We start from the raw sequence: 15,995 nt of genomic DNA on the forward strand, positions 1-15,995 counted from the left end.
CCGATCTCTGTCGACATATAGGGAGTAAACACAGGTGTTCCGACGCCGGCGACGAGACGACGAAGCGCCGCACCAAGAGCAGCCGCACCAGAGCGGCGAGCACGACGCTGACCAAGAACAGCCTGCTGACGAGGGCGCGGCGGAAGCAGCCGGCGTAGATCGTACGAGTGGGCCGTACGACTCCTCGGAAGTAGACCTCGACCAGGCCCGCGAAGGCCGGATCGATCTGGGCGGTCTGCTGATCAGAGGCGTCGACGGCATGAAGATCCAGCTTCAGGTCGACAAACGCAGCGGACGCGGCACAAGCGCCCTGCTCGCCGTCGGGGAGGCCGCGGTCCAGCTGGTTGCGGTAGCGGCGCCCAGGAGCTCGGGACTCTGGGAACAGACGCGGCTGCAGATCGCCGAGGACGCCAAACGGCGCGGCGGCAGCGCGCAGGAGGGCACGGGGCCGTTCGGCACAGAGGTCCGGGTGGTGATACCGGTCACCACGAAGGACGGCAAGCAGGGGCACCAGCCGTCGCGGATCTCCGGCATCGACGGCCCGCGCTGGATGCTGCGGGCCACGTTCCTCGGCAAGGCGATCAGTGATGCGTCGGCGTTCCAGCGTCTCGTCGAGGTCACCCGACAGGTTGTGGTGGTCCGTGGCGACACTCCCATGCCTCCGGGTGAGGTCATCTCGCTGACCCCACCGTCCCGCGAAACGCCGGAGACGGATCAGGACGAAGTGCCGACCATCACCGACAGCCAGGCCTCCGAAGTCGAGCCGACGGAGCAAGACACGTGACGGCCGGCCAGCAGCCACCCGAGGGTGGGGGTCGGCCCTCGGCCGCCACCAACCCGGGCCCCAATCACGAGCCCGCGGCAGACACCCCAGCGGTGGAACGGCACGAGGCTGACGAGCACGCCGAACCGGGCGGCAGCGATACCCGGCAGCATCTACCCACGGCGCCTTCCGGGTGGATGACCAGCCTCGCCGCCGATGAGCGCTTCAAAGCCACCAATGCGCTGACGCCGAGCGCGTTGCTCGACGCGGGTTTGCCGCTGGCGCTGTTCACCGTGGTCTACACCGCCGCCGGCCGCGACCTGACGATGTCGCTGTGGTCGGCTCTGGGAGCCGGCGTCGTGCTGGCCGTGATCAGGTTGATCCGGCGAGACCCGATGCAGAACGTCATAGCCGGGTTCATCGGCCTGGGGCTGGCGGTGTTCGTCGCCAGCCGCACCGGCCGTGCCGAAGACGTCTTCCTGCCCGGCCTGCTGATCAACCTGGGCTACGGCATCGCGTTCGTGGTGTCGATCATCGCTCGCTGGCCGTTGCTCGGCGTGCTGGTGGGCCTGACCACCGGCCAGGGTATGGCCTGGCGGCGCGATCCCGCGCTGCTGCGTGCCTATACCCTGGCGACCGCGCTCTGGGTGGCCATGTTCGCCTTCCGGCTCTCAGTGCAGGCGCCGCTGTATTTCGCCGGAGAGGACCAGCTGGGATGGCTGGCCGGCGCCCGGCTGGTGATGAGCTGGCCGCTCTTCCTGCTCGTGGCGTACCTCTCGTGGCTGATCGTCAGACCGGCCTATCGCGCCCAGCAGCTGCGGCAGGCCGAGGGGGACCGGGTAACGGAGTAGGCCGCCGAACAGCGATCGGGCCACCGGCTCTCCGACCCGGATCACCCGCGTCAGCCCCTCGGCGAGAGCAATTCCTCGAGCTGCTGCTCGCGGTCCGGCGCGGCCACGAACAGTAGCTCGTCGCCTGCCTGCAGCGACAAGTCGGGGCGGGGGGTGTGCACATGCCGGCCACGGATGACCGATACCAGCGACGTGTCGTGTGGCCAGCTGACGTCGCCCACCTCGGTGCCGGTGATCGGCGAGTCGGTTGGCAGCGTGAGCTCGACGAGGTTGGCCTCGCCCTGCCGGAAAGTGAACAGGCGCACCAGGTCGCCCACGCTGACGGCTTCCTCGACCAGCGCGCTCATGATGCGCGGAGTGGACACCGATACGTCGACCCCCCAGCCCTCGGTGAAGAGCCATTCGTTGTCCGGATGGTTCACTCGCGCCACGACTCGTTTGACACTGAATTCGGTCTTCGCGAGCAGGGACACCACGAGGTTCACTTTGTCGTCACCCGTGGCGGCGATGACCACTTCACAACGTTGAAGCGCCGCTTCTTCGAGGGTGGACAGCTCGCAGGCGTCGGCGAGGAGCCATTCGGCCTCGGGGACCGACGCTGCCTTGATGGCGCCCGGATCGCGATCGATGAGCAGCACTTCATGGCCGTTGCCCAGCAGTTCGGTGGCGATGGACCGACCGACGCTGCCGGCGCCGGCGATGGCGACGCGCATCATGTTGAGAACTCCGATCCGCCGGTGAACACCCGAATGGCCCGAGACACGTCGGTGTCGAGAATCATGGCGTGAACCCGGTCGCCTTCTTCGACAATGGTCTCTTCGGTGGGCAGCACACTCTTGCCGTGCCTGCTGAGCAGCGCGATTCGAGTGCCTGAGGCTTGCTGCAACGCACGAATCGTGGTTCCGATCCATTTGGATCCAAGCGGCGACTCGGTCAACCGGATCACCCCGGACGGGTCCACCCACTCAGCACCGGCATCCTCGGGCAGAACGCGGCGCAGCACCTGATTGGCCGCCCAGCGCACCGTGGCCACCGTCGGGATGCCGAGCCGTTCGTAGACTTCAGCGCGCCCGGGGTCGTAGATGCGGGCGACGACGTTGCCAACCCCGAATGTCTCACGAGCGACCCGGGCCGAGATGATATTGGAGTTGTCTCCGCTGCTGACCGCGGCGAAGGCAGCAGCTTCGGCGATGCCGGCTTCGCGCAGCACACCGCGGTCGAATCCCGGGCCGGTGACCGTGCGGCCCTCGAAGCCGGGATGCAGCCGGCGAAAGGCGTCCGGGTTCCGATCGACGATAGCGACCGTATGGCCGCGTTTCTCGAGGCTATGCGCGAGCGACGACCCTACCCGTCCGCATCCCATGATGACGATGTGCACGTTGATGCCCTCCCCTCCCGGCGAGGTTTCTAAGATATCCCGTGTGAGTGCCGGTGTGGAGATCGTTGTCGACGTCGTGGGTGTGGCTCATGGCGGTTCAGTTGTGGCCCGGCACGAAGGCAGGGTGGTTTTTGTCCGCCACGCGCTGCCCGGTGAGCGGGTTCGAGCCCGGGTGACCGCGGGAGATGCGGAGGCACGCTACTGGCGCGCCGACGCCGTCGAGATCCTGTCGCCGTCACCGGACCGGGTCCGTCCGCCCTGTCCGTATGCCGGACCTGGCCGGTGCGGGGGCTGCGATTGGCAGCACGTCGACCTGCCTGCTCAGCGGAAGCTGAAGGCGAAGGTCGTCGAGGAACAGCTTCGACGCCTCGCCGGGCTCACCCGCGAAGTACATGTGGAGGCAGTACCTGGCGACGAGGACGGCTTGGGCTGGCGTACCCGGGTCACGTACGCGATCGGCGACGACGATCACGCAGGGCTGCGGCGGCACCGGTCGCACGACGTGATCCCCATCGACCGGTGCGCCATCGCTCACCCGGTGGTCCGGTCCATCGGGGTCGAATCGCGAAGCTGGCCGGGCGTCACGTCGGTCGAGGCCGTCGGGTCGGTCTCCGGGGAGCGTCAGGTGATCGTCGAGCCCGGCCAGCGTGACGTCGAGCCCCCGGATCTCGATGACGATGTCTCCGTCACGATGCTCGACGAGCGCGGCCGGCCTCGGATCATCCGCGGAGACGGAGCGGTCACCGAGACCGCGGCTGGGCGCCGCTGGCGGGTCACCGGCGGGGGCTTCTGGCAGGTCCATCCCGGCGCGGCGGAGACCCTGGTAGAGGCGGTGATCGAGTCGTTGCGTCCCCGGCCCGGAGAACGGGTGCTGGATCTCTACAGCGGCGTGGGCCTGTTCGCCGGCGTCCTGGCGGACGCGGTAGGCGACGGTGGCTCGGTGGCCGCCGTCGAGGGTGACCGGGTGGCCGTCACGGATGCCCGGCACAACTTGAGCGACCTGCCCCACGTGAGCGTCCATGCTGGCCCAGTCGACCGGGTGCTGGGCCGCAAGAGCGACCTCGCCGCGGACATCGTCGTGCTCGACCCGCCGCGAGCGGGTGCCAAGCTGCCGGTCGTCGCCGAGATAGCCAGGCGAGGCCCACGCGCGATCTCCTATGTGGCGTGCGATCCCGCCGCGCTTGCCCGCGATATCAGCACCTTCGCCGCGCACGGCTACGAACTGACCGGTTTGCGCGCGTTCGACCTGTTTCCCATGACCCACCATGTGGAGTGCGTGGCAATTCTGAAACCTGTGCCGTGAAATGCTGGGCGCATGCAGTTGCGAATCTTCACTGAACCCCAGCAAGGTGCCAGTTACGCCGACCAGCTCCGGGTAGCTCAGGCCACCGAACGTCTCGGTTTCGACGCCTTCTTCCGCTCCGACCACTACCTGGCCATGGGGAGCTCGGACGGGCTGCCCGGACCGACGGACACCTGGGTGACGCTGGCCGGGCTCGCCCGGGAGACCTCTCGGATCCGGCTGGGCACTCTCGTGTCATCAGCGACGTTCCGCTATCCGGGTCCGCTGGCGATCCAGGTGGCGCAGGTGGACCAGATGTCCGGCGGGCGCGTCGAGTTCGGATTGGGGACGGGGTGGTTCGAGGGCGAACACACCGCGTACGGCATCCCGTTCCCGCCGAAGCGGTTCGGTCTGCTGGAAGAACAACTGGAGATCGTCACCGGGCTGTGGAACACCCCGGTGGGCAAGACTTTCGATTTCACCGGAGAGCACTACACGATCGCCGATTCTCCGGCCTTGCCGAAGCCCGTGCAGGACTCCGTGCCGGTGATCATCGGTGGACACGGGCCGCGGCGCACCCCTGCCCTGGCCGCGCGGTTCGCCTCCGAATTCAACACCGCGTTCCCGCCCAAGGACCAGATCGGTGCCCGGTTCGACGCCGTGCGCAAAGCGTGTGAGGACGCCGGCCGGGACCCGGACGACCTGGTGTACTCGGTGGCGCTGGTGCTGGCCTGCGGCCAGGACGAAGCCGAGTTCGCCCGGCGGGCTTCCGCCATCGGCCGCGAGCCCGCGGAGGTACGGCAGAACGGACTGGCCGGTACGCCGCAGGAAGTGGTGGATGGCATCAACGCCGTGCGTGAGCTCGGCGCCAGCCGGGTGTACCTCCAGGTCATGGATCTCTCGGACATCGAGCACCTCGAGCTGGTGGCCGCCGAAGTAGCCCCGCACGTCACCTGATGATCATGAACACTAGTTGACCATATTGGTCAACTAGTGTTCATGATCATCGGGGTGGGGGTCACGAGCCGGGCTGGACCAGGCCGGTCTCGTAGGCGATGACGACGGCCTGGGCCCGGTCACGGAGGTCGAGTTTGGTGAGGATCCGCCCGACATGTGTCTTCACCGTCTGCTCGGCAAGCACGAGTGTCTCGGCGATCTCAGTGTTGGACATGCCGGTAGCGATCAGCTTGAGCACCTCGGTCTCCCGCGGGGTCAGCGCGCGCAGCCGGTCCGGGTGGGGCCGGTTGGCCACTGGGCGGCGGGCGAACTCGGTGATGAGGGTCCGCGTGATTGACGGCGCCAAGAGTGCTTCACCGGCGGCGACGACGCGCACGGCGTGTACGAGGTCGGCGGCCGGGGCGTCTTTCAGCAGGAACCCGCTCGCGCCCGCACGCAAGGCTTCGTACACGTAGTCGTCGAGATCGAACGTGGTCAGCATGACGACGCGCGGGTGCCGATTGCCCGGCGCCCGCAGGATCCGGCGGGTCGCCTCGAGGCCGTCGAGCACCGGCATCCGGACATCCATCAGCACGATGTCGGGGGTGAGCCTGCGGGTGGCGTCAATCGCGGCCGCGCCATCGGAGGCGTCGCCCACGACATCGATGTCGGGCTGGGCGGCCAGCAGCGCGCCGAAACCCTGCCGGACCATCGCTTGATCGTCGACGATCAGCACCCGCGTGGGCTGGTCACTGTTCACCAGAAGGCTCCTCCATGTCGACCGCATTCGAATCGGCGTGGGCATTGATCGGTATAACGGCGGAGACCTCGAATCCGCCATCCGGCAGGGGGTTTGCTTCGAGAGTTCCGCCGACGACGCTCGCCCGCTCTCGCATGCCGATCAAACCGTGTCCTGGCGGCCCCTGCTGGGTGGGCACGGCCGGGGGGCCATTGACGATGCGCAGGTCCACCGACCCGGCAGCGTATCCGACATGTACGGTCACCGGCGCACCTGGAGCGTGCCGGGCGGCGTTGGCCAGTGACTCCTGGACGATCCGGTACGTGGACAGGCCCACGGCCGTTTCCACCCCAGCTGGGCTGCCGCTGGTGACCAAGCGGACCGGCACTCCTGAGCGGGCGACGCTCTCGACGAGTTCTTCGAGATTCTCAACTCCGGGCTGCGGTGCGGTGAGGACTGCTTGATCGTCGCTGCGCAGCACTCCGAGCAAGCTGCGGATCTCGTTGAGGGCTTCCCGAGCCGATGTGCTGACGGCATTGAACTCCGCCTGGGCGGCCTCGGAGAGGTCCGGCAGACGGTAGGGCGCGGTCTCGGCCTGCACCACCACCATCGACATGTGATGCGCCACCACGTCGTGCAGATCCCGCGCTATCCGGGTGCGTTCCTCCAAGACCGTGCGGCGGGCCTTCTCCAGATCGCTCAGCTCGCTCTGACGCTCGGCCTCCCGGCTGGCCAGCCGCCGGGCGCGCAGCAGGTCCCCGATCAGCACCAGCGCCGACGCGGCGACGATGAGCGTCACGGTGACGCCGGCGTCATCGGCGGCCCCGGCCGACAGGGTCGTCACCGTGGCGATCCACACCCAGATCATGGTCAACCGGTTGTGGCGCAGGGCGACCAGGAACGTCATCGCCAGCCAGACCCATTGCATGACTACCGGCCAGGTGCCGGGGTCGAGGCCGCCGCTCGGCGTGCCGACGACGGCGACGACGATCGCCACCGCGGTGATGAGCCGCCAGCCCAGCAGCGCGTGCCGTCGGGACAGCGCGACCGGCAGCGCAATCAGCGCCGCGAAGAACGGGCGGACGAGGTCGTGTACTTCGAGCGTCTCGCGGATCGAGGCGACGGCGATCCAGAAGACTCCGAACGCCAAGAGCCAGGGCAGCACCTGACGGACCCGCTCAGCCCAGCCGAACCGGGCCAGCAGTCGCTCGGCGAACGGGCGGCCGGCCGGCGGCGACGGAATCCAGTCGATGAACGCTTCACGGAACGCGCGGAGCAGAGCGGCCGGGACGGCAGCCGGCGATATCGGCGATTCCGCCGGTGTGCTCCGGGCCGGTGTCAGGCCGGCCAGCCGGCCGACGAACCCGGCCGCTCCGACCAGGATCGCCCCCAGCGCCCATCCGGCACGAAGGTCACCGGGAACGGACACCGCGAACAGGACGGCCGTCGCGAGCCACGTGCCGAACATCGTCACGAGGCGAAGGCCACGACGGGGTGTCATCGCGCGCGCGAAGCCGACAGCGAACAGCAAAGCGAGCAGGACGATGCCGTGAATCACCGGCCAGGGCCAGGGATCGCCGTCCACCACCGGGAACACTCGCGAGACGAGTAACGCGCCGGCGGCCGAGAGAACCCATCCGGTCGCCGGGTGGGTAGCGATCAGGCCGAACGGCGCGGCGGCCAGCGCCGCCGCCACCGGGATCGCGATGCCTGCGAGCTCGAGAACCTCCGTGACGCTCGCCAGGGCGACCACGAACAGGCCGAGCGCACCGAGCCAGGGCCACCAGGGACGCTGGGTCAGCCTCGTCCAACGGGGTGACCGGCTGCGAGCGTGCCACTGCGTCTGATCGTCGACCACGCGTTCAGGGTAGCCATCGCCGACGAGCGAATCGTCGCACTCCAGAGTGACACGCACGGTAGCTCTCCGGAGTGATACGGCCCGGCACGCGATACCAGCGCGGCAGGGGGTAGACGGCTCTGCAGCCCGACGAATCCGTGCGTGCAGCTCCCTAGCGTCTCTGGTGCTCGCCGGAACGGCCGGCGTCGTCGAAGGGAACCTCATGTGGGCACGGATCGGGTGGATTCTGAGCGCGGTCCTCGTGTCATTCGTCCTCACCGGAGCCGGGCAGGTGAACCGGACGACCGCGGGACCGGAAGACACGGCGGCCGCCGCGGCAGTCGTCGCGATCACCGGGCTCGACGACGGTCCCGGCGTCGCCGAGGCGATCCCGGAGGACTTCGCCGACGTGATGGGATATCGGCCACGGACCGTGGTCACGCCCGCCGGCTCGATGCGCGTGATCCAGCCGCATGGAGACTGCTCGTCGCCGGCCGGCCCCACGGCGTACGACTTCAGCTTCGCCTGTAAGGCGCATGACTACGGCTACGACCTGCTCAGGTACGCGACGGCGAAGGGTGCGGAGCTTGGCCCGTGGGCGCGGGTCGCGATCGATGATCAGTTCGGGTCCGACCTCCGGGATCACTGCGACGCCATTGGCGGGGGCGCGGGGTGCCGGACGACGGCCGGGATCGGCGAATCAGCGGTCAAGGCGAACTCCTGGCGGCAAGGGCAGGGAAACCCGGGAGCAGAGGACCCGACGCCCTACCTGGTCTCGGGGGTGATGATTCTGCTGGCGGCAGCCGGCCCCTCGGTGGCCGCGCGAGTCCGGCAGGCTCGCTCCCGGGAGGCCACCGCCGCGGCCGGGGCCGGGCCGCCGCCGGGGAATCGGCTCCGCCACCCGGCATCGCGGCCAGGGACAGCGACGTGAGAAGGGCGGCATGGGCGGCCAAGGCAGCGGACCTCGATGGTGTGACACCCATGGATCGGGACCGGGTGATCGATGCCGTGCGGGTGACGAGTCTGCTGGTCGTGGTGGTGGGGCATTGGCTGATGGCCGGTGTCACGAATGACGGCGGCGAGGTGCGGGGCACGAACACGCTGACGGAGATCCCGGCGCTGCAGCCTCTGACGTGGGTCTTCCAAGTCATGCCGCTGTTCTTCGTCGCCGGGGGATTCGCCAACGTCACGGTGTGGCGACGCACCGTGCGGCGCGGCTACGGGTACCCGGAGTTCCTGCGCAATCGCACGATCCGGCTGCTCCGGCCAGTCCTGGTGTTCGTCCTGATCGCTCAGAGTCTGCTCGGTGCCGCCTGGATCGCCGGGCTGCCGGCCGACGATCTGGACTACGTCGCGAGCCTGCTGGGCCGGCCACTCTGGTTCTTGGTCATCTATCTCCTCGTGACCGCCCTCGCACCAGTGATGGCGGCCTGGCACGCCCGGGCGCCGGTCATGGCGCTGATCGTGCCGGCCGGCGCCGCGGCGGTCGCCGACGTCAGCCGGCTGGCCGCTGACGGCCCGGCGTACGTCAACTTCGCGCTCGTGTGGCTGGCGGTACAGCAACTCGGCGTCTGGTACGCCGACGGCCACCTGACGGGTATGTCGCGACGTGCTCTGGGCGCAGTACTGGGCCTGGCGCTGGCCACACTGCTCGTGCTGACAGTGCCAGGCCCGTATCCGGTGAGCATGATCGGGTTGCCCGGGGAGACATCGAACATGAACCCACCGTCGGTCTGCCTGATGTTGCTGGCCGTGGCGCAGACTGCCCTCATCGTGCTGGTCCGGCCACGGCTGCTGCGCTGGCTCGGGCGGCCGGGGACGTGGGCCGTCGTCGTCGTCCTGGGAGCGCGAGCGATGCAGCTCTACCTATGGCACCTGGCCGCGCTGGTCGCCGTCGTCGGCCTCACACTTCTGTTCGGCGTTGGTCTCCCGGCGCCCGGCACGGTTGCGTGGTGGCTGACGAGGCCGGTTTGGCTGGCAGTCCTCGCAGGCGTCCTCGCCACGCTCGTGGTGCCGATGTTCCGCCTGGAACGGTTCAGCATCGCGTGGCGTGCTGCCGGCGCCGGCCGGCGCGCCCCGGAGCGCCGCGACGTCACGCACAGCGTGGTTGTGCCGCGCCTGCTGGCACCAGGCGTAGCGCTGGTGATGGCGGGCCTGTTCGGCTACGCGACGTCCGGCCTGGAGTATTTCGGATCGGCCGGCGAAGGGCTGGCGGGCTTTCCGGTGAGCTGGCTGCCCAGCACCTTGTGCCTCGTCGGTGGCTGGACGTTGACGTCGGCGGCGCGGCGCTCGTTCAGAGGTACCAGTCGCCGTTGATGTACCAGTCGCCGTCCACGTTGCGGAGATCGAAGGCGTAGGGGAAGCCGTACATGGCCGGCGCCGAGTCCGGGATATGAGCAGTCTCACCGTCGATTTCCGCGGTTTCGAAGGTGACCTCGGGAAGTTCCTCGTCGACCGGTATGGCGACCGAGTTCGCCCATGTCTCGACCGCGTTCAGGCATACATCCCAACTGTGATGATCCTCGTCCAGCGGCTGACCGTCGTCGCCGAGGTTCAGCTCGCATGCCTCGGCGGCATCGACATCTGCCAGTGCGGCGAAGAAATCCTCGGCGACACCAATCGCCTGGTCTTCGTCGCTGCCCTCGCTGCAACTGGCCAGGCCGATCAGGGCGACTGCGGCCAAGGCGGCGAGGTGCGGCAACCGGGTTGTCCGGGGCATCGGTAGTTCTCCTTCATCAGTTGGTGATGGTGTCTCATTATCCAAGCAGAGCGACTCGACGGTGGTGCTGGCGGTCTATCTTCGCGTCATGTATCTTGAACTCAAGATAAGTTGTGTGATGTAGCCCGGTTGCGGGTAAGGGCAACCTGACGAGGTGTGCGGTGTCGCCGTTGCGCCACCATTGGGCTGAAGACTTGTGAAGCGAAAGGTTGGGATCGGACGTGGCCAGCAAGAACAGCTTTGGCGCCAGGGGCAGCCTCGATGTCGGGGGATCCTCCTATGAGATCTACCGGCTGGCTGCGGCAGGTGATGTCGCACGGCTCCCGTACAGCCTCAAGGTTCTCCTCGAGAACCTGTTGCGCACCGAGGACGGCGCCAACATCACCGCGGACCATGTGCGTGCGCTGGTCAACTGGGATGCCAAGGCCAAGCCCAGCACCGAGATCCAGTTCACGCCGGGCCGCGTTGTGATGCAGGACTTCACCGGCGTGCCGTGTGTGGTCGATCTCGCCACCATGCGGGAGGCGATGAGCGACCTCGGCGGTGATCCGAACAAGATCAACCCGCTCGCGCCCGCTGAGCTCGTGATCGATCACTCCGTCATCGCCGACGTCTTCGGGGCGCCGGATTCGTTCGACCGCAACGTCGAACTCGAGTACCAGCGCAACAGGGAGCGCTACCAGTTCCTGCGCTGGGGCCAGGGCGCCTTCGCCGATTTCAAGGTCGTCCCGCCCGGCACAGGCATCGTGCACCAGGTGAACATCGAGTACCTCGCTCGCACCGTAATCGTCCGCGACGGGGTGGCCTATCCCGACACCTGCGTCGGCACCGACAGCCACACCACCATGGTCAACGGCCTGGGTGTCGTCGGCTGGGGGGTCGGCGGCATCGAGGCCGAGGCCGCGATGCTCGGCCAGCCGGTCAGCATGCTCATCCCGAGCGTCGTCGGCTTCAAGCTGTCCGGCGCGCTACCGGACGGCGCCACGGCCACCGACCTGGTCCTCACCATCACCGAGAAGCTCCGGCAGCACGGGGTGGTCGGCAAATTCGTCGAGTTCTACGGCCCCGGCGTCGCCGAGGTGCCGCTGGCCAACCGCGCCACCATCGGCAACATGAGCCCCGAGTACGGCTCGACCATCGCGGTGTTCCCGATCGACGAAGAGACCGTACGGTACCTGCAGCTGACCGGCCGCGGTGAGGACGAGGTAGCACTGGTCGAGGCCTACGCCAAAGAGCAGGGTCTCTGGCACGATCCGTCGGTGGAGCCCGAGTACTCGGAGTACCTGGAACTCGACCTCAGCACCGTCGTTCCGTCCATCGCCGGTCCCAAGCGCCCGCAGGACCGCGTGTCGCTGTCGGACGGCAAAGTCGCCTTCCGGACGTCGTTGCGCGACTACGTCGCCGACGAAGACGGCACTCCGCACACCGACGTCGATGAAGCAGTCGAGGAGACCTTCCCAGCCAGCGACCCCGTATCGGTGCGAGACGGCAACGGTGGAGAGTCTCCACGTGAGCTCGTCTCCGCGGCCGCCCGCGCCAACGGACGCACCTCCAAGCCGGTGCGAGTCACCCTCGACGACGGCAACGAGTTCGAACTCGACCACGGGGCCGTCGTGATCGCCGCCATCACGTCATGCACCAACACGTCCAATCCGTCCGTCATGGTCGGCGCTGCCCTGGTCGCCAAGAAGGCTGTCGAGCGCGGCCTGAACCGCAAACCATGGGTGAAGACGACGCTGGCCCCAGGCTCCAAAGTGGTCATGGACTACTACGAGCGCGCCGGGCTGACCCCCTATCTCGAGAAGCTCGGCTTCCACCTGGTTGGCTATGGCTGCACCACCTGCATCGGCAACTCCGGGCCGCTGCCGGAGCAGATCAGTGCCGCGGTCAACGAGCACGATCTCGCCGTGGTCTCGGTGCTGTCCGGCAACCGGAACTTCGAGGGCCGGATCAACCCCGACGTCAAGATGAACTACCTGGCCTCGCCGCCGCTCGTCGTGGCATACGCGCTGGCTGGCACCATGGATCTCGACCTGACCACCGAAGCGTTGGGCACGGACGCGCAGGGCGAGCCGGTGTACCTGAGCGACCTGTGGCCGTCGCCGGCCGAGATCGAGGAGGTTGTGGACTCCGCGATCGCCAGCGAGATGTTCACCCGCGACTACGCCGACGTCTTCGCCGGCGACGAGACCTGGCAGTCGCTGCCGACGCCCACGGGCAGCACCTTCGAGTGGGACCCGCAGTCGACGTACGTGCGCAAGCCTCCGTACTTCGAAGGTATGCAGGCCGAGCCCGCACCGGTCACCGACATCGCCGCGGCACGCGTGCTTGCGAAGCTGGGCGATTCCGTGACCACCGACCACATCAGCCCGGCCGGAGCGATCAAGCAGGACTCGCCGGCGGGGGAGTACTTGTCCTCGCACGGGATTTCCCGGCGCGACTTCAACTCCTACGGTTCCCGGCGCGGCAACCACGAGGTGATGATCCGCGGCACCTTCGCCAACATCCGGCTGCGTAACCTGCTGGCTCCCGGCACCGAGGGCGGTTTCACCCGGGACTTCACCCAAGCTGAGTCTCCGGCCGACGCCCCGGTCACGTCCATCTACGACGCCTCCGTCTCCTACGCTGATGCTGGTATCCCGCTGGTGGTGCTGGCCGGCAAGGAGTACGGTTCGGGTTCGTCGCGCGACTGGGCGGCCAAGGGCACCGCGCTGCTGGGGGTGCGTGCGGTGATCGCGGAGTCGTTCGAGCGCATCCACCGGTCCAACCTGATCGGTATGGGTGTGCTGCCACTGCAGTTCCCCGAGGGCGAGAACGCCGAGTCGCTGGGACTGACCGGTGAGGAGTCCTTCGACATCACCGGCGTCGAGGCGATGAACGCCGGGGAGACGCCGTCCACGGTGCGGGTCAAGGCTCGCGGTGCGGGCGGCGAGGTCGAGTTCGACGCGGTCGTGCGCATCGACACACCAGGTGAGGCCGAGTACTACCGGCACGGCGGGATCATGCAGTACGTGCTTCGGCAACTCGTCGGTAGCTGACAGATCGGCTGGGATACGAGAGCATCCGGTCGTTGGCGAAATACCTCCGGCCGGTGCTCTCGAGTCTCGTGCTGTGACGTTACCTGGGACGTCGTGTAGTGGCCAGGATCACCTGGCGCTCTCCGGTCGCGCTTACGGGTGCGGCCATCACGCAGGACCGTAGGATGGTGACCAGCCCAGCAGAGTTGCGAGGCCCCAAAATGAAAGACGCATGGCGCTACCTCCGCGATGGAACCCCGTAGGTCGGAAAGTACGAGCGTCCTGTCGGCCAAACCTCGCACGGACTACGGGTCGACGCGGCCTATCGTCTCTCGTTCAGGCGGCAGGTGTCTGGCTGCGGCTGTTCTCTCTTGGGTGATGGTGTTCAGGAGTGCGAGGGCATCGGCTGATGGCTGGTCGGCTGGTGTGTAGACCTCGAGCCGGTGGTCAGGGCTGTCGGCTTGAAGCCAAATCTGGAACTCGACCGTCAGTGGGCCGACGAGGGGGTGCTGGAAGTGTTTGCTGCCGGAGGTGCATCCGCCGACGCGTCCGGTGGCCCACATCGCGGCGAAGTCGACGTCTTTCATGCACAGCTCACCGACGAGCTCCGCCAGCCGGGAGTCATCGGGGTACTTCCCGCTGATCCGCCGCAGGTGGGCGACGTAGGCGCGGGCCTCCGTCTGCCAGTACGAGTACGCGCCGCGTACTTGCGGGTCGAGGAACAGCAGCCTCGGCAACGACGGGCGAGTCCGCGGGTCACTCACGTCGAAGGGCAGGTGTGGAGCAAGTAGCGCATGGCCGGTCGGCGTCCACGCGAGCGCGTCGTTGCGTCGGCCCAGCAGCACCGCCGGTCGATCCCCGATGGAATCCAGCATCGCCAGGGCTCGCGGGTGGGGGTGCTCGGGCCGGGTGCGCGGGGAGGGCCGCATCGGTGAGGGTTTGGCAAGATCGAGCAGATGTTCTGTCTCGGTCGCACTCAGGTGCAGCGCCCGTGCGAGGGCCAGCAGCACCTCGTTGGAGGCGTTGTAGGCCTGGCCCTGTTCGAGGCGGACGTAGTAGGCGACGGAGACCCCGGCGAGGTGGGCGACTTCTTCTCTACGCAGGCCGGGCACGCGGCGGCGTTTACCCCAGTCCTCGATCCCGGCCCGGGCGGGGGTGAGCTCGGCGCGGCGAGACTTCAAGAACTCGCCCAGGCTGCCCTGCGCAGGTGATCGCCGTGAACTGCTCATGTCTTCCACGATACGCAGTCCGTCTGGGGTGAGCGTGACCCTGCCGGTAGTAGGAACCCCGGTCGCACTACCAGCCGGTGTCTGGCTGACTTGCCCGGCCAGGAACGACACTGGGTTTTCGGTGCTGCCCGGCACGGCTCCGAGGAGCCGGATCGGCAGCACGTCGAGCCGACCGACCTCCGCAACCACTCCTCAGATCCTTAACAACCCCGAAAGTAGAACCCATATGCGAGCACTATCGATCGACCGCTTCAGCCCCATCGAGGATCTCCGTCTGATCCAGATGCCAGATCCTGAAGTTACCCCGGGCGAAGTTCTGATCCGCGTCGTTTCGAGCGCTATCAACCCCGTAGACGACAAAACACGAAACGGTGACATCGGAGATTCCACGCCACCATTTCCATTCACGCTCGGGTGGGAATTGGCGGGCATTGTTGTCGAAGACCCAACAGGGCGCTTCAGGCCTGGCGACCGAGTAATCGGCATGTCCCATCAGTTGGGCACGGGCCGTGGGACGTGGGCGGATCTGGTCTCTCTGCCTGTCACGGAAGTCGCCGTCGCGCCAACCTCCGTGGGACTCGTAGAAGCAGGGACAGTGCCACTACCAGGGGCGACCGCTTTGCAAGTACTCGATTGGCTCGACATTCATGCTGACAGTCGTCTCCTTGTCACGGGCGCTGCCGGAGCGGTGGGCAGCATCGCCGTCCAAATCGCCTCCAGCACAGGCATCCACGTCGATGCTGTGGTCTCCCGGCCGTCACAAATCGAGTACGTCTCTTCTTTGGGTGCCGAATCTGTCGTCACCCACGTCGAGGAGCTCCCTGCCCGTTCCTATGATCGAGTTTTCGATACATACGGTGCAGATGCCTCGGAGGCGATCAGCGATGGTGGTCGGTACGCCACTGTCGCCACGCAAGCGGGACCGGCACCGGACCTCACTGCTCGGACTATCGACAGCGAACTCTGCCAGGTCCGCGCCGACGGTGATGTTCTCCGTCAACTGGTGGGCCTGGTCGACAGTGGCGTCATTAGTCCACGAGTCGACTCCGTTTTCTCAGCGGCAGACGTTGTTCGCGCCCATCAACGCTTCGCCGCGGGGAATCTTCAGGGAAAGATCGCACTGGTCTTCTAAGGGCGGGCTTTCCAAGCGCATCCTGGTCACGATCGCCACGACCGTCACCCCATCGCCCCTGCCTGCGAAACTCACTGGGAAATGCTTACGTAGAAGGCGGTACGCCCTTCAG

General features: G+C 67.5%; 14 protein-coding genes. 8 read left to right on the top strand and 6 right to left on the bottom strand.

What is annotated here, in order from left to right; all coding sequences use genetic code 11:
- Positions 1-34: 34 nt before the first annotated feature.
- Positions 35-784 (top strand): DUF3710 domain-containing protein, encoded by a 750-nt coding sequence (locus F7O44_RS02595; protein WP_162448608.1) that lies wholly within the window; start codon positions 35-37, stop codon positions 782-784.
- Entirely contained in the window at positions 781-1,614 is an 834-nt protein-coding gene (locus F7O44_RS02600; protein ID WP_162448609.1) for a DUF3159 domain-containing protein, read from the top strand. The genes F7O44_RS02595 and F7O44_RS02600 overlap by 4 nt, the downstream gene beginning before the upstream one ends.
- A gap of 50 nt (positions 1,615-1,664) precedes the next feature.
- On the opposite strand, the gene F7O44_RS02605 is transcribed toward F7O44_RS02600, so the two are convergent.
- Positions 1,665-2,327, bottom strand: a complete 663-nt coding sequence (locus F7O44_RS02605; protein WP_162449288.1) for an NAD-binding protein — start codon at positions 2,325-2,327, stop codon at positions 1,665-1,667.
- Positions 2,327-2,992 (bottom strand): NAD-binding protein, encoded by a 666-nt coding sequence (locus F7O44_RS02610; protein WP_162448610.1) that lies wholly within the window; start codon positions 2,990-2,992, stop codon positions 2,327-2,329. The genes F7O44_RS02605 and F7O44_RS02610 overlap by 1 nt, the downstream gene beginning before the upstream one ends.
- 43 nt (positions 2,993-3,035) lie before the next feature.
- Between F7O44_RS02610 and F7O44_RS31540 the strand changes: the two genes are divergently transcribed.
- Together F7O44_RS31540 and F7O44_RS02620 are read left to right on the top strand one after the other, a co-directional pair.
- Positions 3,036-4,295, top strand: coding sequence for a class I SAM-dependent RNA methyltransferase (locus F7O44_RS31540; protein ID WP_222850975.1), 1,260 nt, complete (start codon positions 3,036-3,038; stop codon positions 4,293-4,295).
- 12 nt (positions 4,296-4,307) lie between these two features.
- The gene (locus tag F7O44_RS02620; protein ID WP_162448611.1) at positions 4,308-5,231 is read left to right on the top strand and encodes an LLM class F420-dependent oxidoreductase; all 924 of its coding nucleotides are present in this window, start codon (positions 4,308-4,310) and stop codon (positions 5,229-5,231) included.
- Between the two features lie 61 nt (positions 5,232-5,292).
- On the opposite strand, the gene F7O44_RS02625 is transcribed toward F7O44_RS02620, so the two are convergent.
- Positions 5,293-5,970 carry a response regulator gene (locus F7O44_RS02625; RefSeq protein ID WP_343073801.1) on the bottom strand — a complete coding sequence of 226 codons (678 nt, stop codon included), beginning with the start codon at positions 5,968-5,970 and terminating at the stop codon, positions 5,293-5,295.
- Positions 5,960-7,864, bottom strand: a complete 1,905-nt coding sequence (locus F7O44_RS31545; RefSeq protein ID WP_222850976.1) for a sensor histidine kinase — start codon at positions 7,862-7,864, stop codon at positions 5,960-5,962. Before F7O44_RS31545 ends, F7O44_RS02625 begins: the two co-directional genes overlap by 11 nt.
- A 106-nt stretch (positions 7,865-7,970) precedes the next feature.
- Between F7O44_RS31545 and F7O44_RS31550 the strand changes: the two genes are divergently transcribed.
- A complete protein-coding gene (locus F7O44_RS31550; RefSeq protein WP_222850977.1) occupies positions 7,971-8,717 on the top strand; it encodes a phospholipase A2 in 747 nt (248 codons plus the stop codon).
- The gene (locus F7O44_RS02640) at positions 8,714-10,102 is read left to right on the top strand and encodes an acyltransferase family protein (RefSeq protein ID WP_162448613.1); all 1,389 of its coding nucleotides are present in this window, start codon (positions 8,714-8,716) and stop codon (positions 10,100-10,102) included. The genes F7O44_RS31550 and F7O44_RS02640 overlap by 4 nt, the downstream gene beginning before the upstream one ends.
- Here F7O44_RS02640 and F7O44_RS02645 read toward each other — a convergent pair.
- Complete coding sequence (locus tag F7O44_RS02645) at positions 10,080-10,505, bottom strand: hypothetical protein (protein ID WP_162448614.1); 426 nt, start codon at positions 10,503-10,505, stop codon at positions 10,080-10,082. The genes F7O44_RS02640 and F7O44_RS02645 overlap by 23 nt on opposite strands.
- A 221-nt stretch (positions 10,506-10,726) precedes the next feature.
- Here F7O44_RS02645 and acnA point away from each other — a divergent pair, with 221 nt between their 5' ends.
- Entirely contained in the window at positions 10,727-13,543 is a 2,817-nt protein-coding gene (acnA, locus tag F7O44_RS02650; protein ID WP_162448615.1) for an aconitate hydratase AcnA, read from the top strand.
- A 284-nt stretch (positions 13,544-13,827) separates the two neighbouring features.
- Here the strand turns inward: acnA and F7O44_RS02655 are convergent, their stop codons facing one another.
- Entirely contained in the window at positions 13,828-14,751 is a 924-nt protein-coding gene (locus tag F7O44_RS02655; RefSeq protein WP_162449292.1) for a helix-turn-helix domain-containing protein, read from the bottom strand.
- Positions 14,752-14,977: 226 nt separating this feature from the next.
- Here F7O44_RS02655 and F7O44_RS02660 point away from each other — a divergent pair, with 226 nt between their 5' ends.
- On the top strand, positions 14,978-15,883 hold the full coding sequence (locus F7O44_RS02660; protein ID WP_162448616.1) for an NADP-dependent oxidoreductase: 906 nt from the start codon (positions 14,978-14,980) through the stop codon (positions 15,881-15,883).
- The last annotated feature ends 112 nt before the right edge of the window (positions 15,884-15,995 follow it).

Source organism: Phytoactinopolyspora mesophila, assembly GCF_010122465.1.
Taxonomy (GTDB): domain Bacteria; phylum Actinomycetota; class Actinomycetes; order Jiangellales; family Jiangellaceae; genus Phytoactinopolyspora; species Phytoactinopolyspora mesophila.